This window comes from Streptomyces sp. BK340, assembly GCF_007827595.1.
In the GTDB taxonomy this organism is placed as follows: domain Bacteria; phylum Actinomycetota; class Actinomycetes; order Streptomycetales; family Streptomycetaceae; genus Streptomyces.
Genome location: NZ_VISR01000009.1, coordinates 81,021 through 101,778 on the forward strand (window position 1 = coordinate 81,021; position 20,758 = coordinate 101,778).

General features: G+C 72.6%; 19 protein-coding genes. 5 read left to right on the plus strand and 14 right to left on the minus strand.

Going from position 1 to position 20,758, the window contains the following annotated elements; genetic code table 11:
* Nucleotides 1–15: 15 nt before the first annotated feature.
* Nucleotides 16–1,272, minus strand: coding sequence for an alginate lyase family protein (locus tag FB157_RS18325; protein ID WP_145881038.1), 1,257 nt, complete (start codon nt 1,270–1,272; stop codon nt 16–18).
* Between the two features lie 140 nt (nt 1,273–1,412).
* On the opposite strand from FB157_RS18325, the gene FB157_RS18330 reads away from it, so the two are divergent.
* Nucleotides 1,413–2,813 carry a uracil-xanthine permease family protein gene (locus FB157_RS18330; protein ID WP_145881040.1) on the plus strand — a complete coding sequence of 467 codons (1,401 nt, stop codon included), beginning with the start codon at nt 1,413–1,415 and terminating at the stop codon, nt 2,811–2,813.
* On the opposite strand, the gene FB157_RS18335 is transcribed toward FB157_RS18330, so the two are convergent.
* Complete coding sequence (locus FB157_RS18335; protein ID WP_145881344.1) at nt 2,795–3,913, minus strand: glycoside hydrolase family 6 protein; 1,119 nt, start codon at nt 3,911–3,913, stop codon at nt 2,795–2,797. The genes FB157_RS18330 and FB157_RS18335 overlap by 19 nt on opposite strands.
* A gap of 221 nt (nt 3,914–4,134) precedes the next feature.
* Here FB157_RS18335 and FB157_RS18340 point away from each other — a divergent pair, with 221 nt between their 5' ends.
* Nucleotides 4,135–4,821: a DUF5995 family protein gene (locus FB157_RS18340; protein WP_145881042.1), complete on the plus strand. Its 687-nt coding sequence runs from the start codon at nt 4,135–4,137 to the stop codon at nt 4,819–4,821.
* A 96-nt stretch (nt 4,822–4,917) separates the two neighbouring features.
* Entirely contained in the window at nt 4,918–5,847 is a 930-nt protein-coding gene (locus FB157_RS18345; protein ID WP_145881044.1) for an LLM class F420-dependent oxidoreductase, read from the plus strand.
* A gap of 33 nt (nt 5,848–5,880) precedes the next feature.
* Here the strand turns inward: FB157_RS18345 and FB157_RS18350 are convergent, their stop codons facing one another.
* Entirely contained in the window at nt 5,881–7,593 is a 1,713-nt protein-coding gene (locus tag FB157_RS18350; RefSeq protein ID WP_145881046.1) for an NAD(P)/FAD-dependent oxidoreductase, read from the minus strand.
* 61 nt (nt 7,594–7,654) lie between these two features.
* Complete coding sequence (locus FB157_RS18355; protein ID WP_145881047.1) at nt 7,655–8,443, minus strand: carbon-nitrogen hydrolase family protein; 789 nt, start codon at nt 8,441–8,443, stop codon at nt 7,655–7,657.
* Nucleotides 8,444–8,748: 305 nt separating this feature from the next.
* Here FB157_RS18355 and FB157_RS18360 point away from each other — a divergent pair, with 305 nt between their 5' ends.
* Complete coding sequence (locus tag FB157_RS18360) at nt 8,749–9,300, plus strand: Repetin (RefSeq protein ID WP_145881049.1); 552 nt, start codon at nt 8,749–8,751, stop codon at nt 9,298–9,300.
* A 3-nt stretch (nt 9,301–9,303) separates the two neighbouring features.
* Here the strand turns inward: FB157_RS18360 and FB157_RS18365 are convergent, their stop codons facing one another.
* Both FB157_RS18365 and FB157_RS18370 read right to left on the minus strand, forming a co-directional pair.
* Nucleotides 9,304–10,326 (minus strand): NAD(P)-dependent alcohol dehydrogenase, encoded by a 1,023-nt coding sequence (locus FB157_RS18365; protein WP_261386366.1) that lies wholly within the window; start codon nt 10,324–10,326, stop codon nt 9,304–9,306.
* 6 nt (nt 10,327–10,332) lie between these two features.
* Nucleotides 10,333–10,755, minus strand: coding sequence for a hypothetical protein (locus FB157_RS18370; protein WP_145881051.1), 423 nt, complete (start codon nt 10,753–10,755; stop codon nt 10,333–10,335).
* Between the two features lie 121 nt (nt 10,756–10,876).
* Here FB157_RS18370 and FB157_RS18375 point away from each other — a divergent pair, with 121 nt between their 5' ends.
* Nucleotides 10,877–11,746: a helix-turn-helix domain-containing protein gene (locus tag FB157_RS18375; protein ID WP_145881053.1), complete on the plus strand. Its 870-nt coding sequence runs from the start codon at nt 10,877–10,879 to the stop codon at nt 11,744–11,746.
* Here FB157_RS18375 and FB157_RS18380 read toward each other — a convergent pair.
* From FB157_RS18380 to FB157_RS18415, 8 genes are all read right to left on the minus strand, one after another.
* Nucleotides 11,682–12,065 carry a DUF742 domain-containing protein gene (locus FB157_RS18380; protein WP_261386367.1) on the minus strand — a complete coding sequence of 128 codons (384 nt, stop codon included), beginning with the start codon at nt 12,063–12,065 and terminating at the stop codon, nt 11,682–11,684. The genes FB157_RS18375 and FB157_RS18380 overlap by 65 nt on opposite strands.
* A gap of 7 nt (nt 12,066–12,072) precedes the next feature.
* Complete coding sequence (locus tag FB157_RS18385; RefSeq protein WP_145881055.1) at nt 12,073–12,510, minus strand: roadblock/LC7 domain-containing protein; 438 nt, start codon at nt 12,508–12,510, stop codon at nt 12,073–12,075.
* Nucleotides 12,500–15,049 carry a nitrate- and nitrite sensing domain-containing protein gene (locus FB157_RS18390; protein ID WP_145881057.1) on the minus strand — a complete coding sequence of 850 codons (2,550 nt, stop codon included), beginning with the start codon at nt 15,047–15,049 and terminating at the stop codon, nt 12,500–12,502. The genes FB157_RS18385 and FB157_RS18390 overlap by 11 nt, the downstream gene beginning before the upstream one ends.
* Before the next feature lie 90 nt (nt 15,050–15,139).
* On the minus strand, nt 15,140–16,609 hold the full coding sequence (locus tag FB157_RS18395) for an HAD-IA family hydrolase (RefSeq protein WP_145881059.1): 1,470 nt from the start codon (nt 16,607–16,609) through the stop codon (nt 15,140–15,142).
* A 14-nt stretch (nt 16,610–16,623) separates the two neighbouring features.
* Entirely contained in the window at nt 16,624–17,700 is a 1,077-nt protein-coding gene (locus FB157_RS18400) for an ABC transporter ATP-binding protein (RefSeq protein ID WP_145881060.1), read from the minus strand.
* A gap of 3 nt (nt 17,701–17,703) precedes the next feature.
* Nucleotides 17,704–18,522: an ABC transporter permease gene (locus tag FB157_RS18405; RefSeq protein ID WP_145881062.1), complete on the minus strand. Its 819-nt coding sequence runs from the start codon at nt 18,520–18,522 to the stop codon at nt 17,704–17,706.
* The gene (locus FB157_RS18410) at nt 18,507–19,406 is read right to left on the minus strand and encodes an ABC transporter permease subunit (protein ID WP_145881064.1); all 900 of its coding nucleotides are present in this window, start codon (nt 19,404–19,406) and stop codon (nt 18,507–18,509) included. The genes FB157_RS18405 and FB157_RS18410 overlap by 16 nt, the downstream gene beginning before the upstream one ends.
* Nucleotides 19,403–20,563: an ABC transporter substrate-binding protein gene (locus FB157_RS18415; RefSeq protein WP_145881066.1), complete on the minus strand. Its 1,161-nt coding sequence runs from the start codon at nt 20,561–20,563 to the stop codon at nt 19,403–19,405. Before FB157_RS18415 ends, FB157_RS18410 begins: the two co-directional genes overlap by 4 nt.
* Nucleotides 20,564–20,758 lie beyond the last annotated feature (195 nt).

Sequence of the window (20,758 nt, forward strand, 5' to 3'; positions counted from 1 at the left end):
CCCGGTCGGACCCGGTCAGCCCGCTATCGAGTCCAGCTGCTCGGCGGCGGGCCGCAGCGCCCACAGGTCACCGCCGGGTGGTGCCTGGAGTTCGGACACGGCCGCCTTCGCCGCCGCGTCACCGGCGTCCGCCGCCGCGTGGACGACGTCGCTCGCGGCGTAGCGGGAGAACTCCAGCTCGGGGTGCGGCCAGGCGGCGGCACCGGTCGCGGCCGGCAGCAGATAGTCCACCGCCTTGAACAGGCTCTGCCCGTCCGGCCCCCGATAGGACCAGAGGTTCACGCCCACGTGCCGGCCGATGGCGGCGAGGCGGGTGTAGGCGACGAGATCGAAGACCGAGTAGTGCCAGCTACGGGTGCGGGCCAGTTCTTGCGGCTGACCACCGTCGGCGGCGATCTGCGGGGCGATCCGCTTGGCGCGCGCGTCGAGCACGGTCCGCCGGGCCAGGTCCGTGTCGCCGGTGGCGTAGGCCAGGGCGGCGAGCTGCATGTCGTAGAAGGTGCCGTGGTTGTTGGCGGCCGCTCCCTCCTGCCTGCCGAAGTCGCTGTTCTTCAGCCAGCCGAGGAAGTCGGTGTTCCACTTGCCCATCGCGGTACGGTCCCCGGCGCTCCAGCCGGGAGCGCCGGTGGCGAGGATCGCCTGGGCGTCCAGCACGCTCGTGTACGACTGCGAGAAGTCGATGATGCCGATGGCCCGGCCGTCGTACTTGCACGGGATGAACTGGGCGTGGTCCAGGTCGGGGTTCATCCGGGTGGCCGGGGCGAGGAACCAGGTGCGCAGGATCTGCCCGGCCTTCTCGGCATAGCTCCGCCTGCCGGTGTAGTACCAGGCGAGGGACAGCTCGTAGGCGGAGTCGAAGACCTTCTCCACGTCCTGGCGGTCGGTGCCGCTGTCCACCTCGGGATTGCGCCGGCCGTCGCGCTGGACGTACGGGCAGCCCCAGGGGTTGCCGGCGGTGGGGGTCGTCGTGGGCCACCAGTAGGGGGCCTGGCTCAGGTACTCGTGGACGTCGCCGCCGGGGGCGGGCCTCGGTTTGTCGACGACCGTCCAGGGGCCCTGGCCGAGCCAGGCGTCCGCGCGGGCGGTCAGGTCCTCGAGCGCGCGCCGGAGCCGGGGATCGTGGTCCGCACGGCTCCGGGCCTGCTGGAGGCGGGCGCCGTCCAGGACGGCCGTCCGGGGGGCCTTGGGTGCCGCGTGGGCGGTGGGGACGAGCGCGGCAGCGAAGGTCACCACGGCGGCCAGCAGCACGGTCGCACGGGATCTTCCACTCATCGAGCACTCCGATCATCACGCATAGGGTGATCAGGTATGTGAACATAATTCATGAGTAGGACCGTGCGAGCGTAGAGCGGCCAGGTACCCGTGACAATGGTCCGGACCGTCTTCACGTACAGAGAAAGCGAAACCCCACCATGGACCTCGGCGTGCGCTGGAAGCTGCACGATGACGGGCGCACGCCCGCACCCGGAGCGGTGGTACGCCCCGACGAACGGCTCTCCTGGCCGCGCACGGTGGGCCTCGGCGCCCAGCACGTCGTGGCGATGTTCGGGGCGTCCTTCGTGGCACCCGTCCTCATGGGCCTCGACCCGAACCTGGCGATCATGATGTCGGGCGTGGCGACCGTGATCTTCCTGCTCGCCACCCGTGGCCGGGTGCCGAGCTATCTGGGCTGTTCCCTGTCGTTCGTCGGCGTGGCCGCCGTCATCCGCGCGCAGGGCGGTACGAGCGCCACGGTGACCGGCGCGGTCTTCGTGGTCGGCGCCGCGCTGTTCCTCGTGGGTCTCGCGGTGCAGCGCTTCGGGGCGCACATCATCCACGTGGTCATGCCGCCGATCGTCACCGGCGCGGTGGTCATGCTGATCGGCTTCAACCTGGCCCCGGTGACCGCCTCCACGTACTGGCCGCAGGACCAGTGGACGGCGCTGCTGGTCATGTTCTTCACCGGTCTGGCCGTCGTCTGTCTGCGTGGTTTCTGGTCCCGTATCGCGATCTTCCTGGGCCTGGTCTTCGGGTACGGCATCTCCTGGGCCTTCGACCTGGTCTTCGGGAAGATCCACTCGGTGGACGCAAGCGGCAAGGTCACCGACCACTGGCGGCTCGACCTCTCCGGTGTCTCCAAGGCCGACTGGATCGGGCTGCCCGCCTTCCACGGGCCGTCCTTCCAGTGGTCGGCGATCCTGGTCGCGCTGCCCGTCGTCATCGCGCTGGTCGCGGAGAACGCCGGGCACGTCAAGGCGGTCGGCGAGATGACCGGCACCCGTCTGGACGACCAGCTCGGTACGGCGATCTCGGCCGACGGCGTCGGCTCCATGCTGTCCACCGCGGTCGGCGGTCCGCCCAACACCACGTACTCCGAGAACATCGGCGTCATGGCCGCGACCCGCGTCTACTCGACGGCCGCCTACTGGGCCGCCGCCGGCTTCGCGCTGCTGTTCGGCGTCTGCCCGAAGTTCGGGGCGGTCGTGGCCGCGATCCCGGGCGGTGTCCTCGGCGGCATCACCGTCATCCTGTACGGCATGATCGGCCTGCTCGGCGCGCAGATCTGGATCAACGCCAAGGTGGACCTGCGCAATCCCCTGAACCTGGTCCCGGCGGCCGCGGGCATCATCATCGGCGTCGGCAACGTCTCCATGAAGTTCGGCGAGAACTTCACCCTGAGCGGGATCGCGCTGGGCACGCTGGTCGTCATCACCGGCTACCACGTCCTGGGCGCTTTCGCGCCCGCCCATCTCAAGCCGCAGGAACCACTGCTGGACGAGGGCACGTCCACGTACGACGAGGGGGACGAGGACGGTCAGCGCGCCAAGTCGTAGGCGTACGACGGCGTGAACGTCCCGGCCGCGCCCCGGCAGCCGTCGGACTCCCCCGGCAGCTTCACCCACAGGTAGGCGTCGATGCGGGCCTCGCCCGTGGTCAGGGTCGGTGCCCGGCCGATCCTGCGGCCGGCCGGGTCGCACCACTGGCCGTCGGGCGGCGCCCCGTTGCCGTTGCGGCTGGTGTCGACGACCGCGCCGAGGCTCGCCGGTCCGCCGAGGGCGTCGAGGACCCGCCGGTCGTAGGCGATCTCGTCGGTCGTGGTGCGGAAGTTGGAGACGTTGCTGAAGATGCCGTCGGAGGCGACGGCTCCCGCCTGTCTCAGGAGGGCGGCCTGCTCGGCGGGCGGGTTCCAGCCGGAGTGGCCGGCGTCGTAGTAGACCCGCGCGCGCGGGTTCGCGGCCTTCAGGGCCCGGCCCGCGCGGGCCAGCGAGGCGAAGCGGGCGGTCCGCTCCGCGTCCGGGAGACAGCCGGACTGGGCGATCGAGTCCGGCTCCAGGATCACGATCACCTCGCCGGAGCCGAGCCCCCGGGCGAAGGCGTCGATCCAGGCGTCGTAGGCCGCGAGGTCCGGCGCCCCGCCCCGGGAGGCGCCGCCGCAGTCGCGGTCGGGGATCGCGTACGGCACGAGCACCGGGACCCGCCCCTGCGCCGCCGCGCCCGCGGTGACCGCACGCACCCGGGCGGCGATGGTGTCCGGGCTGTACTCGGCGAACCACACCGCCGCCGGCCGGCCGGCGATCCGGGACGCGATGAGGGCGGTGCGCGGGTCGTCGGGGTGGGCGCGGACCCAGTCCAGCACCTGGGAGTCGGGGTGGCGGTAGAGACGGGGGGTCACGGGGTCGGTCCGCCGCTTTCTCTCGGTACGGGTCGGGGTGCGGCCGGTGGCCGGCGCCTGCGGCTGCTCCGACTCGGCCGTGGGACTCCGCGTGGTCCTCGACGGGGAGGGCGACGGCACGGGGAGGGCGGGCCGGGGCACGGCGCTCCGGGTGTGGGCCACCTCGGGCCGGGCCCGGCCGGAGCCCCGGTCGTGGTCCAGCGCCGAGATCATCCCGGTCACCGTGCCCACCAGGGTCACCACCGAGGCCACCGCGACCATCGCCGCCCGCCTGCGGGCCCGCCTGCGCCGGGCCCGGCGCGCGGCCAGCCGCCGGGTACGTAAGCCTGACACGCTCTCCCTTCCCCTCCCCAAGTGCGCTGCCACTCCCGCGCTTTCGGCGGGTGCCGCCCCCGCTCCTGCCCCGCCCCGCGTTCCCCCGTTCCGGCGAAGCCTCGGGGCGGTCGGTGCGCGGGGCGGGGCAGGGCTGGGACCCTTCCCCCATGGCGCAGTCGGAACACCTCAGCACGCCTGTCGACGCCGTGATCGCGCGAATGCGTGTCCTCGACGCGGAGTTGCCCGAGCGGGACGGGGTCGCCGTGTTCAACCGCGTCTACCTCGCCGTCACCGAGGAGGTCGACCGGCGCCTGGACGCCGGGGAGTTCGCGGACCGGCGGGCGGCGTCCGCGCTGGACGTGCGGTTCGCCGAGCGGTATCTGGCGGCGGTCGACGCGGTGGAGCGGGACCGCCGCCCGCCCGCCTGCTGGCGGCCCCTGTTCCAGTTCCGCCGCCACCCCGGGGTACGGCCGCTGCAGTTCGCGCTCGCGGGCATCAACGCGCACATCGGACACGATCTGGCGCTGGCCGTGGTGGACACCTGTCGTACGCTCCGCTGCGAACCGGCCGATCTGGAGGACGAGTTCGAGCGCGTGGGCGACCTCCTCGTCTCGCTGGAGGAGCGCATCCGCGAGGATCTGATGCCGGGTCCCGACCTGCTGCAGATCGCCGACCCGATCACCCATCTGCTGGGCTCCTGGAGCCTGGAGCGGGCGCGGGACGCGACCTGGGCGGCCGCCCGGGCCCTGTGGGCACTGCGCCGCTGCGAGGACGTCGCCGGGGAGCTCACCGAACGCCTCGACGCGGCGGTCGGCTTCGCCGGCCGCATGCTGCTCACTCCGCTGGCCGACTGACCTGGCCGGATCCGGCCGGTGGGCGAGCCTCCCGTGGAACTGCTGTGTCATCGCCGTACGTTGACGGTTCAACACCCAGCGCAGAGGAGCAGCGGTATGGCGACCCGGCTCGGCCTGAGTCTTCCCCAGATGCGGCAGTACTCCATCGGCAAGGACGTGCCCGACGTGGCGCGCGCCGCCGAGGAGATCGGTTACGACAGCCTGTGGGTCTTCGAGCGAGCCCTCTTCCCGGAGCCCGCCGTCCAGGGCCTGTACGGCGTCGAGGGCCTGCCCTGGCCCGACCAGTACCGGAACGTGGCGGACCCGCTGATCACCCTCACCCTGGCCGCCGCGGCCACCGAGCGGGCCCGGCTCGGCTCCAGCGTGCTGGTCGCGCCGCTGCACATCCCGTTCCAGCTCGCCAAGGCCCTCGCCTCGCTGGACGCGGCGAGCGGCGGCCGGGTGATCGCGGGCTTCGGCACCGGCTGGTCGCTGGACGAGTACGCTGCCGCCGGCGTCCGGCCGATCGCGGAGCGCGGCAAGGTGCTCGACGAGATCATCGAGGTGTGCCGGGCGGTGTGGGGCCCGGACCCGGTCCGCTACGACGGCCGTATCACCAGGATCGAGTCCGCCGTGGTCGGGCCCAAGCCCGCGCGGCCGATCCCCATCCTGCTGGCCGCGAGCAACAGGAAGGCGCTGACCCGGCTCGTCGACCACGCCGACGGCTGGCTTCCGGTGGGCATGGGCGTGGAGCAGATCGCCGGGCAGTGGCGGCGGTTGCAGGACCTGGCGGCCGAGCGCGGCCGGAAGGAACCGATCCGGACGGTGCTGCGGGTGAACTGTGTCCGCCTGCCCAAGGCCTACGAGGGCGCGGACCGCAGCCCCTTCCAGGGCGACGTCGATCAGATCGTCGAGGACCTGGTGGCGCACGCGCAGATCGGTCTGGAGGAGATCCTCGTCGATCTCCAGGGCACCGCGCGGGACGCGCAGGAGCTCAAGGACGTCGCCGCCGAACTGTTCGAGAAGGCGCGGGCGGCCGGAGTCTGAGTCCGGCCGCCCGCGCCTCGGTCCGACTCCCGGTCAGTCCTCGGGAAGCTCGACCGGCGCGATCTCGTCGTAGACGTCACCCGGGCCCGGGTTGGCCGCGTCGGTCTCGCCGCCGAAGTGGTGCATGACGCCCCAGACCGCGTTCAGCGCGGTCTGGATCGCGCCCTCGGCCCAGCCGGCCGTCCAGGAGATGTCGTCGCCGGCGAGGAAGATGCCCCGCTTGTCCTCGGGCAGCCGGTCCTGCATGAAGTGCGTGAACAGGCGCCGCTGGTAGCGGTAGTGCCCGGGCAGGTTGGCCTTGAACGCGCCCATGAAGTAGGGCTCGTTCTCCCAGGAGACGGTCACCGGGTTGCCGATGATGTGCTTCCGGATGTCGACGTTCGGGTAGATCTCGCCGAGCGACTTCAGCATGACCTCCATCCGCTCGTTCGCGGACAGCGGCAGCCACTTCAGGCTGTCGTCGCACCAGGTGTAGGACAGGCAGATCACGGCGGGCTTGTCCGGGCCGTCGTCCAGCAGGTAGGTACCGCGGGTCATGCGGTCGGTGAGCGTCATCGACATGACGTCCCGGCCGGTCGGATTTCCCTTGTCGTCGACGGCCTTGTCCAGCCAGAACGGCCGGTCCACGGGCACGAAGAGCTTCGAGGACTCCATGTAGTGGGTGCGCTCGATCGCGGTCCAGTGGTCGATCGGGAAGAGCGAGTCGTCGCAGGCGATCTTGGACAGCAGCATCCAGGACTGGGCGGTGAAGATGGCCGCCTTGTAGGTGCGGATGTCGCCGTTGGCGTCCGTCACCGTGATCTGGTTGCCCGCGGTGCGGTGCAGCCGGGTCACGGCCGGCTTCGGCTCGCCGTCCATGTGCAGGGACTTCAGCGAGGTGCCGTACGGCCAGTGGACGATCTTCTCGGGCTCGCGCTCCCACATGCGCAGCGGCAGCTGCTGGGAGCCGCCGACGATGCCGCGGTGGTGGTCGTCGGCCTCGGTGTAGACGACCCGCAGGATCTCCAGGATGGAGTTCGGGAAGTCGGTGTCCCAGCCGCCGGTGCCGAAGCCGACCTGGCCGAAGATCTCGCGGTGCCGGAAGGACTTGAAGGCCTCGGAGTCGCAGAGGAAACCGTAGAAGGTCTGGTTGTCGAGCTTCTCGACCAGCTTCGCCCAGATCTCGCGGATGCGCGGGACGTCGCGCTCGCGCATGGCGCGGTTCATGTCGGAGAAGTCGGCGCCCTCGTCGAGGCACTTGTTCCAGGCCTCGGCGACGTCCCGGTACACCTGGGGCAGGTCGTCGATGGTCTCGGCGTAGTGCGACTCGCCCTTGAGGTCCACGACGGTGGACGGGGTGGCCTCGGCCAGCGGGTTCGGGAAGGGCGTGGTCTCCAGGCCCACCATGTCGATGTAGTGCTGGAGGGCCGTGGAGGACGGCGGGAAGCGCATCGCGCCCATCTCGGCGGTCAGCGAGTCGTCGCAGCCCTCGAAGCCGACGGTGCGCAGCCGGCCGCCGATCTGGTCGGCCTCGTAGACGACGGGCTTGAGGCCCATCTTCATCAGCTCGTAGGCGGCCACGATGCCGGACAGACCGCCGCCGATGACGGCGACCTCGGTGCCGTGCTCGGTCGCCGGGATCTGGCCGAGCCCCGCCGGGTGGGCGAGGAAGTCGTCGTATGCGTAGGGGAAGTCCGGGCCGAACATGGTGATCGGCGGCTGCTGCTCGTCGGCGTGCTCGACGGCGTTGGGCACCGTGGACGTCATGGGGTACGGACTCCTTGCGCGGGGGGTGGGGCGGGGAGGGCGGGGGTCAGGCGGGGGGAGGTCAGACCAGGGATCCGTACAGGCCGGGGCGGCGGTCCTGCAGATACGGGTTGGCCTCGCGGGACGCGGCCAGGAAGCCGGGGTCGGCGTCGGCGAACACCAGCTCCTCGCCGCGGCCGGCGCGGGTGCGGGCGATGCCGTCGGGGCCCGCGAGGACGGACAGTCCGACGAACTCGAACTCGCCCTCGGGGCCGACCCGGTTGACGTACGCGACGTACATCTGGTTCTCCCAGGCCCGTACCGGCACGAGGGACTCGGCGACGAACTGGAAGGGGTGCATCTGCGCGGTCGGCACGATCAGCAGGTCGGTGCCGGCCAGCGCGTGGGCGCGGACGTTCTCCGGGAACTCGACGTCGTAGCAGATCATCATGCCGACGGTCAGGCCGTTCAGCTCGGCCTGGACGACCGGCTGCTCGCCCGGTGTGAAGTGGTCGCGCTCGAAGCAGCCGAACAGATGGGTCTTGCGGTAGTTCGCGAGCCGGGTGCCGTCGGCGGAGATCAGCTGGGCGGAGTTGTAGACGGTCTCGCCGTCCCGCTCCGGATAGCCGTAGGCGATGGCCAGGCCGTGCCGGGTGGCGATCTCGGCGATCGCGTCGGCGGAGTCGCCGTCGGCGGGCTCGGCGAGGCGGCCGACGGCGTCGCCGATCGCGTAGCCGGTGAGGAACATCTCCGGAGCGGCCAGCAGCGCGGCGCCCGCGGCGGCGGCGCGGCCCGCGGCCTCGTCGAGGACCTTGAGGTTCTCGGCGACCGAGCCGGGGCGGCCGGAGCTCTGGAGCAGTGCGGTGCGCATGCGGGTTCCTCACCGGAAAGGGGGGTTTGGGGGCCACAAAAAAGGTACGGTCGCCGCGCTCGGCCGGACAAGCGGGAGCCGTTGCGCGCCGGTGCGCGGATTGTTGCGTGACAGGGGGGTCGGGCGGCGATTCGTTGCGCGCCCCGGGGCGGGGCTCCCCTCCGCCCGGAGGCGCAGGGCGCGGTGGGGCTTCCCCGCCGGACGGGGGAGGCGGGATGCCGCCTGCGGAGCGATGTGCCGAGGGCCCGTCGCCGGGAGAGTGGTGAGCGTTCAGTTCACACTCTTGACCTGCGGAAAGGACCGTCATGCAGCGTCGTACGAGGATCGCCGCCATCACCTGTGCCGCCGCCCTGCTGATCACCGCCGGGACGGCGGGCGCGGCGATGGCCTCGGGAGCCGGGGCGCATCATCCCCAGCGGGAGGCCGCCGCGCTCACCGGCACGGCCCAGCTGTACCGGTCGGCCGGGGACGACATCACCTTCTCCTTCGACGCGCATCTGGCGCCGAAGGACAACATGAATCCGCGCAAGGCCACCGGAACGTTCGAGTTCAGCCACTACCTGCACGGGAACGGCGCCTGGGCCAAGGCGAAGGTGGACTGCCTGGTCACCGGCGGGAAGGTCGCCGTCGTCTCCGGCGTGATCACGGCCTCGGACCTGCCCGGGGCCAAGGGCAAGCGGGTCGGTGTCACGGTCCACGACCTCGGCCGGCACGACCGACTGGGCTACAGCTGGGCCGGGGTCGGCAGCCCCACGGACACCAAGGACCTGCCGCCGTGCGTCTCGTCGGCGCCCTTCGAGAAGGTGAAGCGGGGCACGGGCGACTTCGAGGTCGTGCCGTGGAACCCGGCGCTGTGAGGGTCATCCGACGCCGATGACCACCTTTCCGAGGGGGCTCGCCGACTCGTAGTAGCGGTAGGCCTCGGCGGCCTCCTCGAAGGGGAAGACCCGGTCGACCACCGGTCGCAGCCGGTGCGCGGCGATGGTGTCGTTCATGGCGGTGAACTGGGCGCGGCTGCCCACGGCCACCGCCCGGACGGTGGCGGCCGCACGGAACAGCAGCCGCGGGTCGATCGGGGACCAGTCGCCGGAGACGGACCCGACGAGGGCGACATGCCCGTCGACGGCGATCGACCTCAGCGACTGGTCCAGGGTGCCGGCGGTGTCGACGACACGGTCGACACCCCGCCCGCCGGTCAGTTCCCGGACGGCGCGGTGCCAGTCCGGGACCTCGCGGTGGTCGACGACCTCGTCGGCGCCCAGTTCGCGCAGTCGCGCCTTCTTGGCCGGGCTGCCGGTCGTGGCGATCACCCGCGCGCCCAGGAGTGTCGCGAACTGCAGCGTGAACAGTGACACCCCGCCGGAGCCGGTGGTCAGCACGGTCTGTCCGCTGCGCACTCCGCGGCCGTCGCCGGTCAGCGCGTTCCACGCCGTGACGGCGGCGCAGGGCAGCGTCGCCGCCTCGGCGTAGGAGAGGTGGCCGGGGACGTGGACGAGGGCGTCCTCGGGGAGGATCGCCAGCTCGGTCAGCATTCCGTCGAGGGTGCCGCCGAGCTGCGGCAGGCGGTCCGGTTCCAGCGGTCCGTCCAGCCAGTGCGGGAACACGGTGGAGGCGACGCGGTCGCCGGGCCGCACCCGGTGGACGTCCGGCCCGACGGCGACGACCTCGCCGGCCCCGTCCGAGACCGGCACGACGTCCGGCTTCACGGGCAGCACGTACGTCCCACGCAGCACCAGCAGCTCGCGGAAACTGAGCGAGACGGCGCGGACGGCGACCGCGACCTCGCCGGGTCCGGGGGTGCGCGGCTCGTGCGTGCGCAGCGAGAGGCCGTCCAGGCCGCCGCCGGCGCCGAGGTGATAGCTGCGTACCGTGGAAGGGATCACCGCCGGTCACCCCTCGATGAACTGGTAGTCGCCGACGATCCGGCCGTCGGGGCCGAGCACGAGGACCTCCAGGCCCACCCCGGCGGGCTCGCCGCCGTCCCTGGGCGTCATCTCCCAGTGGAACTTCACGACGTCGTGGAGCCGGTCGGCGTCGCCGCGCGAGCGGAAGACGAAGGTGCCGGGCGCGACGAACTCCTCGTGGGCCCGCGTCACCCGGAACTCCAGCGCGCCGTGCCCGCGTGCCTCCAGGGCGAGCCGGTCGAAGCCCAGGCCCTCGGCGGCCTCCGCCAGCTCCTTGGGCGGCTGCAGCACATGGACCGCCTCGTCGGACCACAGCTCACGGATCGCGGTGCGGCGCCGCTCCGCGTCGGGCTCGTTCCAGACGGCGACGTACTTCTCGGTGAGTCGGCTGATGCCGGTGTCGGACATGGTCGTTCCCCTCGGTTGCGCAGGTCCGGTGTACGGCCACGACCCTGCTGCGCCGGGCGTACCGGCGGCAATTCCCCGCGGGGTATCGCCCGGCCGCCGCCGGGCGGGCTAAACAGGAGGCATGATCGGTGAAACGACCACAGGCCCGCTCGCCGGCGCGTTGCGCGACTGGCGCACCCGGCGGCGGGTCAGCCAGCTGGAGCTGGCCACGCGGGCCGGAACGACGCAGCGGCACGTCAGCTTCATCGAGAGCGGCCGGTCGGCTCCCGGCCGGTCGATGATCATCCGGCTGGCCGAGTCCCTCGAGGTGCCGATCCGCGAACGCAACGAGCTGCTGCTCGCGGCCGGCTTCGCCCCGGCGTACCCGCGGAGCAGCCTGGACGACCCGCGGCTCGAACCGGTGCGTACCGCGCTCGAACGGATACTGGAGGGCCATCTGCCGTACCCGGCGGTGGTCGTCGACCGGTACGGCGACCTCGTCTCGGCCAACGCGGCCTTCCACGCGCTCATCGCCGGCGTGGCCCCGCACCTGCTCGTTCCGCCGGTGAGCGTTCCCCGGGTGCTGCTGCATCCGCAGGGCCTGGCGCCCCGCATCGTCAACCTGGAGCAGTGGGCGTGGCACATCATCGACGCGGTCCGGGCCGAGAGCGTGCGCAACCCGGACGACCGGCTGCGGCGGCTGGCGGCCGGCCTCGCCGAACTGGCTCCGGCGCGGCCCCGCGAGTCGCCGGACCACCTGGGCTTCGCCGTACCGCTGCGGCTGCGGGCACCCGGTCCGGACGACGGCCGCGAGCTGACGCTGATCACCACGCTCACGCACTTCGGCACGGCGACCGACGTCACGGTGGCCGAGCTGCGCCTGGAGGCCTTCCTGCCGGCGGACCGGGAGACCGCCGGGATGCTGACCGAACTCGCCGGCGCGGCGGCTACAGCTCCTTCAGCCGCGCCACGATCTCCCGCAGCAGCCCCGGATCGGCGGCCGGACCCCTGACCGGCAGGCGGCGGGGCTCGTCGATGCGGATCAGACCGGCCTCGGCAAGGTCGCCGAGCAGGACCCGGACGACGGTCAGGGGCAGGTCGGCGTCCGCGGCCAGCTCGGCCACCGGGCGTGCGCCGCGGCGGATCAGATCGAGCAGCGCGGCGCGGGCGTGGTCGAGTTCCGGGTGCGCCGCGCCGTCCGGCTCCAGGGCCGTGACCCGGGACATCAGGTCGATGGTGTGCCGGTCCGAGGGCCGGGTGCGGCCCCGGGTCACGGTGTAGGGACGGACCATCGACCCGGTCTCGTCCTCGTACCAGTGCTCGTCGCTCACCGCGGGATCAGGGGGCCGAGCGGGTGGCGGCGTCCAGATGGCGGCCGAGGCGGCGGACGAGCAGGGCCATCTCGTGGGCGAGCTGGCCCACGTCGGTCCGCGCCTCGCTCAGCACGGCCAGGCGGCTGCCGTTCCCGGCCGGGGTGATGAACAGGTAGGCGTCCTCCAGCATGACCATGGTCTGCCGCACCTGCCCCGCCTCGAACCGCTCCCCCACGGAGCGGGCGAGGCCGTGGAAGCCGGAGCAGACGGCGGCCAGGTGCTCGATGTCCCGCCGGCGCATGCCCTGCGAGCAGCTGAGCGCCAGGCCGTCGGCCGTCAGCAGCACCGCCTGGCGGACGTGGTCGGTCCGATCCACGAGGTCGTCCAGCAGCCAGCCGAGATCCGTGCCGGGCGTTCCGACGGGCGGGGCGGGGTTCTCGGGGGTCTCGTCGTCACCGTGCATCGTCGGTGTCCGTCCCTTCGTCGGCGTCGGTGTTCGGGTCGTCTGTGTGTGGGGTGGCCGGCAGGCCCTTTCGGCCCCGGTCCAGGCCCCGCTGGAAGGCGCCGAAGATCGCCCGCATCTCGTCGGCGTCGACCTCACGCCCGGGTTCCGCGTCGCGGGGCGGCGGATCGTCGCGCAGCTCGCGGACGAGGGAGGCCTGGCGGGTGCGGGTGGGCAGGGCGGGGGCGGGCTCCGGGCCGGGTGCCGACTCGGGGCCGGGCGCCGCCTCCGGGCCGGGCGCCGCCTCCGGGCCGGGCGCCGCCTCCAGGCCGGGCGCCGCCTCCAGGCCGGGCGCCGCCTCCAGGCCATGTGCCGACTCGCGGCCGGGCGCCGCCTCCGGGCCATGTGCCGACTCGCGGCCGGGCGCCGCCTCCGAGCCGGGCGCGTCCGACGTGCGGGGCTCGTCCGACGTGCGGGGCTCGTGCGGTGAAGATCCGGGCGCGATCGCGGGCCGAGATGCGGCTCGCCTCCTGGTGGGCAGCTCCAGCACCGGCGCGGTCCGCTCGGCCGGACTCGGCAGCTGCGCCGGGGCAAGCCGGTGTGCCACCGGGTCCCGTCCCTCGGCCCGGGCGGACGGTGCCCCAGCCGGCTCCACCTCCGCCAGCACCCCCTCCGGGAGCAGCACCACCGCGGTGGTACCGCCGTACGGCGAATCTCGCAGGTTCACCTCGATGCCGTGCCGGGCGGCGAGGCGGCCGACGACGTACAGGCCGAGCCGGTCGTGCCGGGTGGGGTCGAAGGCGTCGGCGTCGGTGAGGGTGCGGTGCGCCTCCGCGCGCTGCTCGGCGTCGAGGCCGAGGCCGCGGTCGTCGATCTCCAGCACGAAGCCGCTGCCGACCCGTCCGGGGCGCAGGGTGACCTGGGTGTGCGGCGGCGAGAACGCCGTGGCGTTCTCCAGGAGTTCGGCGACGAGGTGGACGACGTCGGCGACCGCGTCCGCCGCGACGCCGACCTCGGGCATCGGCGGCACCACCACGCGCGCGTAGTCCTCGATCTCGCTCACCGCCGATGCGACGACGTCCGCGACCGGCACGGGCCTGCGCCAGCGGCGGCCCGGCGCCGAGCCGGAGAGGATGATCAGGCTCTCCGCGTGCCGGCGCATCCGGGTCGTCAGATGGTCGATGCGGAACAGCTGGCGCAGGATGTCGGGGTCCTCGGTGCGCCGCTCCAGCGTGTCGACGAGCTTCAGCTGCCGGTGCACCAGCGCCTGGTTGCGGCGCGCGATGTTGAGCAGCACCGCGAACAGACCCCGGCGCAGGGTCGCCTGCCTGACGGCCGCCTCCACGGCGGCGAGCCGCGCGGTGTTGAAGGACCGGCCGACCTGGCCGATCTCGTCGTCCCTGATCTCGTCCGCGGCCAGTGGCGGTGCCTCGGCCAGCGCGTCCACGTCCTCGCCGGCGCTCAGCCTGCGCATCACGTCCGGGAGCTGGCGTGTGCTCAGCACGTCGGCCGCGTCCCGCAGGGTCTCCAGGCGCCGCGAGATGCGCCGCGCACCGCGTACCGCGAACCACAGGGACAGTGCGACGGCGGCCAGCCCGACCGCGCCGACGACGGCGGCCTTGGTCAGCTCGTGGTACGCGAAGGCCCGGCCGCGCACCGCGGAGTTCTCGGCGGAGCGGGTGCACAGCTGCATGTAGCGCTTGACGGCCCGGTCGGAGGTGGTCCGCCAGGTGTCCCCCGCGACGGCCTGCCCGGCTCCCGCGGCTCCGGACCGCAGCAGCGCGTCCTCGCCCTGCGTCAGCGAGCGGTAGAGGTCACCGCGCTGGAACTCCTGGAACAGGCCGCGCGAGTCGGCGGGCAGGTCCGGTACGTACGTCCGCTCGAAGACGCGCCGGTCCTCGATGGTGGCGGTCAGGGTGTCGTACTGCCGGTCGGTCAGGGTCCCGGCCGCCCGTGCCCCGGCGACCAGGGCGTCCTCCCGGGACACGAACTCCCGTACTCGCACCAGCTCGATGACGACCTGGGCCTCCCGGGCGAGCTGCCCGGCCTGGAGCGCGGTGAGCGTCGACTGCACGTCGAAACCGGGCTCGACGAGCGTGCTGTACTCGTCGACCGCCCGGTCCCAGGTGATGTTCCGGGACAGCACGCGCTCGCGCAGCGCCTCCAGCTTCCCGGTGGTGGCGACCATGGTGTCCAGGGCCTGCCGCTGCCGGTCGGTGAGCCGCCCGCGGTCGCCGTCCCGGACCGCGTGCCGCATGGCGTCCACGGCCCGGTCGGTACGGCGCTCCTGGCCGAGCAGGTCCCCCGCCGTCGCCGTGTCCAGGCGGGCGCCCAGGTAGGCGGCGGACATCCGGCGTTCGATCTGGATCTGCCCGATCGCGGTGTCCACGGGGGTGCCGAAGTCCTCGTACACCCCCTGGAGCCGGATCAGCGCGCGCAGTTCGGCGGTGACCGAGACCATGGCGAAGCTCCACAGGGCCATCAGCGCGACGGCCGGGGCGAGAGCGAGCGCCACGATCCTCGCACGGACGGTGGTGGGACGGCCGACGGGCCAGCGCATGGGGTACCTGTCTGTTACCAGTCAGTAAGAGCGGGCACAACCTACGGGATCATCACCTGGTCCGCAATGGTGACCTGCGGTAACCACGGGTCACTTCCGTGGCAGTGCGAAGGTGGTCACGACGGCCGCGTGGTCCGAGGGCCAGTCGTTGCCCGTGACGTCGGGCCACGCGTGCGGGGTGCCGACGACGAGGGTCCGCGCGTCGCGCACGGTCAGGCCGCCGCGGTGCAGGACGTAGTCGATCCGGTCCTGCGGCTCCGGTCGTCCGCTGCCGTCCTCGTGCACCGGGTGGATCGGCGACCAGGTGTGCCCCGGCTCGGCCACGGGGTCGGGATGGACCTCACGGTAGGAGTCCGCGAACCCCGCGTCCGCCGCCGCCCGCGTCACCGGCCAGGCCACGTCCGGCCAGTCCAGGTGCGAGGGGCAGTTGAAGTCGCCGACGAGGACCACCGGGACGCCCTCGGAGGAGGACTCGGCGATCCGGTGCAGCGCGTCCCGCATCTGAGCGAGCCGCACGTCCTCGTGGGCGATCAGATCGGGTGCGCCGAGCCCGTCGAGAACGGCCTCGTAGGGACCGTACGGCGTGTAGTGCAGATGGGCCGTCCACACGTCGACCTCGCGGCCGGGCGCGACCCGGATCCGGACGCCGGCGGCGCCGTAGAAGCCGACCTCCGGGTCGCCGAAGCGGGCGGTGACCGGGTGCCGGCTGATGACGCCGAGGTTCTCGCCGGCCCGGTGGTGATGCCAGCCGAGCGCCTCGGCCAGCTCCTGGGCGGCCGTACCGGCGGTCTCCTGGAGCCCGACGACGTCGGCACCGCTCTCCAGGACGGCCTTGACCTGCTTGGCGCGGTGGTCGTCGACCGGGCTGCCGCCGAGCCACAGGTTCCAGCTCATGACGCGGAGTTCGGGCGCGGCCATCCGGCGCAGCACCTCGGGCGTGACGCCGACGAGGCTGTCCCGCACGGTCCGCCCGGGCGCCGCGCCGATCGGCGCGAGGGACGGCACGGCGAGTACGGCGCACCCGGCGGCCTCGGCGGAGGCCACACCGGTCTCGGTGTCCTCCACGGCCACGCAGGAGGCCGGGTCGACGCCCAGCGCCCGGCAGGCGGCGAGGTACGGGTCGGGGGCCGGCTTGGTGCGGTCGGTGTCGTCGGCGGTGACGGAGACCGCGAACCGTCCGGCGCCGAGGGCGTCGAGCACGACGTCGGCGACCGCGCGCGGGGACGCGGTGACCAGGGCGGTCGGGACGCCGGCGGCGGCCAGCGCGTCCAGCAGGTCCAGGGCGCCGGGGCGGGGCACGATCCCGGTGCGGACGCGGGCGGCGAACTCGCGGTGCAGCTCGGCCGCGAGGTCGGCCTCGGTCCGTCCGGTGGGGGCGGCGAGCCAGGCGGCGGTGTGCTCGACGGGCCGGCCGAGCACCTCCGGCTGGTCGGCCTCGCTCAGCGGGCGTCCGGCGACCTGCTCGACCGCCTCCCACCACAGGCGCTCGGTGTCGACGAGCGTCCCGTCCATGTCGAAGAGGACGGCCTGCAGCGGGAGTACGGGGTTGTGGGGGGTCACGTTGTCGTCGTTCCTCACTTCTGGGTACGTTCGGCCACCAGCACCGGGCGTTCGGGCAGCGACACGCCGACGGCGGCTCCGGCGCCGAGTCCGGCGGCCTCGTGGGTGGGCAGGTCGGCCTTGGCCTCGGTGCCGTCGGCGAGCCGTACGGTGACCCGGACGACGGCGCCCAGGAAGGCGGTGGCGACGACTCGGGCGCTGCCCTGCTCGTCGGCCTTCACCTGGACGGACTCCGGCCGCACCAGCACGTCGACCGCGCCGTCCGGCACCTCGCCGTCGGCCGGCAGCCGCTGCCCGAGCACCTCGACCGTGCCGTTCTTCAGCTCGCCCGGGATCCGGCTCATCGTGCCGACGAACTCGGCGACGAAGGCGGTGGCGGGACGGCCGTACAGCTCGGCGGGTTCGGCGCACTGTTCGAGCCGTCCGGCGCGCATGACGGCGACCCGGTCGGCGACCGAGAGGGCCTCCTCCTGGTCGTGGGTGACGAAGAGGGTGGTGATGCCGAGTTCCTGCTGGAGCCGGCGGATCTCCTCGCGCAGGGTCAGGCGCACCTTGGCGTCCAGCGCGGACAGCGGCTCGTCGAGCAGCAGGACGCGCGGGCGCAGGGCGAGGGCGCGGGCGAGCGCGATGCGCTGCTGCTGCCCCCCGGAGAGCTGGTGCGGGAACCGCTGCCCCTTGTCGCCGAGCCCGACCAGCTCCAGCAACTCGGCGGCGCGGGACCGTCGTTCGGCCGTACGGACCTTGCGCATGCGCAGCCCGAAGGCGACGTTGTCGACGGCGTTCAGATGCGGGAAGAGGCTGTACGACTGGAAGACCATCCCGGCGTCCCGGCGGTGGGCCGGGACGTGGGTGACGTCCTGGCCGTCCACCAGCACGGCGCCGGAGTCCGGGTGTTCGAACCCGGCGAGCATGCGCAGCGCGGTGGTCTTGCCGCAGCCGGAGGGGCCGAGCAGGGCCAGGAACTCGCCCGGGCGGACGGTCAGGTCGAGCCCGTCGAGGGCGACGGTGGTCCCGAACTCGCGTCGCAGGCCCCGGAATTCGACGGTGGCGGCCTTCTCGGCGGTCGCCTTCTCAAGCGTGGTGACGGTCATGGTTCAACCCCGGGAGGAAGCGGTTCGGGTGCGTCCGCCGGCACCGGCGAGCACGAGGAGCAGGGCCCAGGTGAGGAGCAGGCTGAGCACGGACACGGCGACGGACATCTGGGCCTGCGAGCCGCCGACGTTGTAGATCCACACGGCGAACGGCTGGTAGCCGAGCAGCCGGGCGACGGTGAACTCGCCGAGGACCAGCGCCAGCGTGAGGAAGGCCGCGTTCAGCAGCGCCCCGCGCAGGTTCGGCAGCACGGCCCGTACGAGGGCCTGCGGCCAGGAGGCGCCGCAGCTGCGGGCGGCCTCCACGAGGGTGCGTACGTCGATGGCCCGCAGACCCGCGTCCAGGGCGCGGTAGACGAACGGCAGCGCCATCACCACGTAGGCGAGGACCAGCACGACCGGGAAGGTCGGGTTCTGGATCGCCACGAACGTCTCGAACAGCGGGGTCCGGGACAGGTGGTCCGGGCCCCACTTCAGCACGGTGACGATCCCCGCGACGAACGCGATCGGCGGAACCACCAGCGGAAGCGAGCACACCACTTCGACCACCGGCCTGAGCCGGGGTGCGCCGAGCCGCAGCGCCACCACGGCGGGCACCATCAGCAGCAGGACGACCAGGATGGTCGCGACCGCCAGCTCCAGCGAGAGCAGCAGGCTGGAGGTGAAGCCGTCGCTGGACAGGATCTGCGTGTAGGCGTCGAAGGTGACGCCGTGGCCGGGCACGTCGATCGTGAAGACCACGGAGGCGCCCAGCGGCACCAGGAAGTACAGCGCGGCCAGGCCGAGGACGGCCCAGCGCCAAGGTGTCAGGCGTCGAGCCATCGGGCACTCCGTCGTTGCAGGGGCAGGTACACGGCCATGACCAGGCCCGCCACCAGCACCATGTCGAGGCTGAGGGCGAGGGCGACGTTCTCCTGGCCGACCAGCACGTTGCCGGAGAGGGCGTCGGCGATCTGCAGCGTGACGAGCGGGACCGCGCTGCCCACCATCGCGGCGGCGGTGGCGTAGGCGGCGAAGGCGCTGCCGAACAGCAGCACGAGACCGCCGAGCAGGGAGGGCGCGAGCACGGGCAGGGCCACGTGCCGCCAGTACTGCACACCCGTGGCGCCGTTGTTCAGCGCGGCCTCCCGCCACTGGACGCGCAGACCGTCCAGGGCCGGGGTGATGGTGAGGACCATCAGCGGGATCAGGAAGTACAGGTAGACGAGGACCAGGCCCCAGAAGCTGTAGAGGTCCCAGCCCTTGTCCGTGAGACCCAGGTGCACGGTCAGGACGCCGGCGTTGCCGAGGGTGGCGACGAAGGCGAAGGCCAGCGGGACGCCGCCGAAGTTGGCGAGCACACCGGAGGCGGTCAGCACGGCCTCGCGCAGCGCGCGGGAGCGGGAGCTGACCACGGCCTGCGCCAGCGGCAGCCCGAGCAGCGCCCCGAGCCCGGCGGAGACCGCCGACAGCTTCACGCTGCCCACCAGGGCGGTGAGGTACGGGCCCTGCAGTGAGGCCGAGAGGTTCTCGGCCGTGTAGGAGGCGGCGCCGGTCGTCTGGTCCTTGACCGTGAAGGCGCCGTCCAGGATGGCCAGGGCGGGCAGCCCGAAGGCGATCGCCGTGAACACCAGCAGCGGCACCACGGCCAGCCATCCGGGGGCGCGGCGCCGCCGCTTCGCCGAAGCGACGGGCGCCACATCCGTACGGGTGAGAGCGGTGGTCATCCGGAGACGGCCTTACCCCAGCCCTGCGCGATGACCGTCTTCGCCTTGCTCTGCTGGTCCTCGGTCGGGAAGGAGGGCGTGCCGGTGACCTTCGGGAGCTTGGCGGCGGCGGTCTTGTCGAGCGTGCCGGCCTTCTCCATGGCGGTCATCAGCGCCGGGCGGGCGTAGCCCTTGAGCCACAGGTTCTGGCCCTCGGCGCTGTACAGGTACTCCTGCCACAGGCGGGCGGCCGCCGGGTGCGGGGCGTCCTTGTTGATGGCCTGCGAGTAGTACTGGGCGTACTGGCCGTCGCCCGGGATGGCGACCTTCCAGTCGACGCCCTTGGACTTGAACTCGTCGGCGTAGCCGGCGTTCAGGTAGTCCCAGTCGATGCTGATGGGCGTCTCGCCCTTCTCGACCGTGGCCGGGGTGGACTCGACCGGCGTGTAGTTGCCGTTCTTCTTCAGCTTGGCGAAGAAGTCGAGGCCGGGCTGGATGCTGTCGAACGAGCCGCCGCTCGCGAGGGCCGCCGCGTAGACGCCGCCGAAGGCCGAGCCGGACTTGGTCGGGTTGCCGTTGAGCGCGACCTGGCCCTTGTACTGCGGCTTGAGGAGGTCCTTGAACGTGGTCGGGCAGACCTTCACGCGCTTGGCGTCGCAGCCGATGGAGATGTAGCCGCCGTAGTCGTTGAACCAGCGGGCCTGCGGGTCCTTCTGGCCCTCGGGGATCTGGTCGTAGGAGGCCACCTTGTAGGGCGCGAGCAGGCCCTGCTGGGCGGCGCTGAGAGCGAAGGAGGAGCCGAGGTCGAGGACGTCGGGGGCGCGGTCCTGGCCCTTGCGCGAGGTCACGGCGTTGATCTCGTCCTGGCTGGAGCCGTCGGGGCTCTCGTCCTCGATCTTGACGCCGTACTTCTTCTGGAAGCCGTCGATGATGGCGCCGTAGTTCGCCCAGTCGCGGGGCACCGCGATGATGTGGAGCGTGCCCTCCTTCTTGGCCGCCTTGACGAGGGCGTCGAGGCCTCCGAAGTCGGCCGCGGAGGTGGCGGTGGCGGCGTTCTTGCCGTCCTTGGTCTTGGTGGACGCGTTGTCGGGGGCGGCGCCGCAGGCGCTCAGCGCGAGTGCGGCGACGACGGCGAGGGAGCCGCCGAGGACGGCGTTTCTCGGCAGGGACACGGTCACGGTTTCTCCAGGGGTGCGCACGAGGGTGGGCGGTGCGTTGGGAACTGCGGAGAACTTGTATGAACAAGTTGCGTCACAGTACGCCCGCCACAGGTGTCCTGTCTGTAAACCGTGACGAAACTTTGGACCCTTGTTCTCTGCACAATCCAGACCGTTGGAGATCACGCTCAGGTCTCGATTAGGCTGGTCACGCTG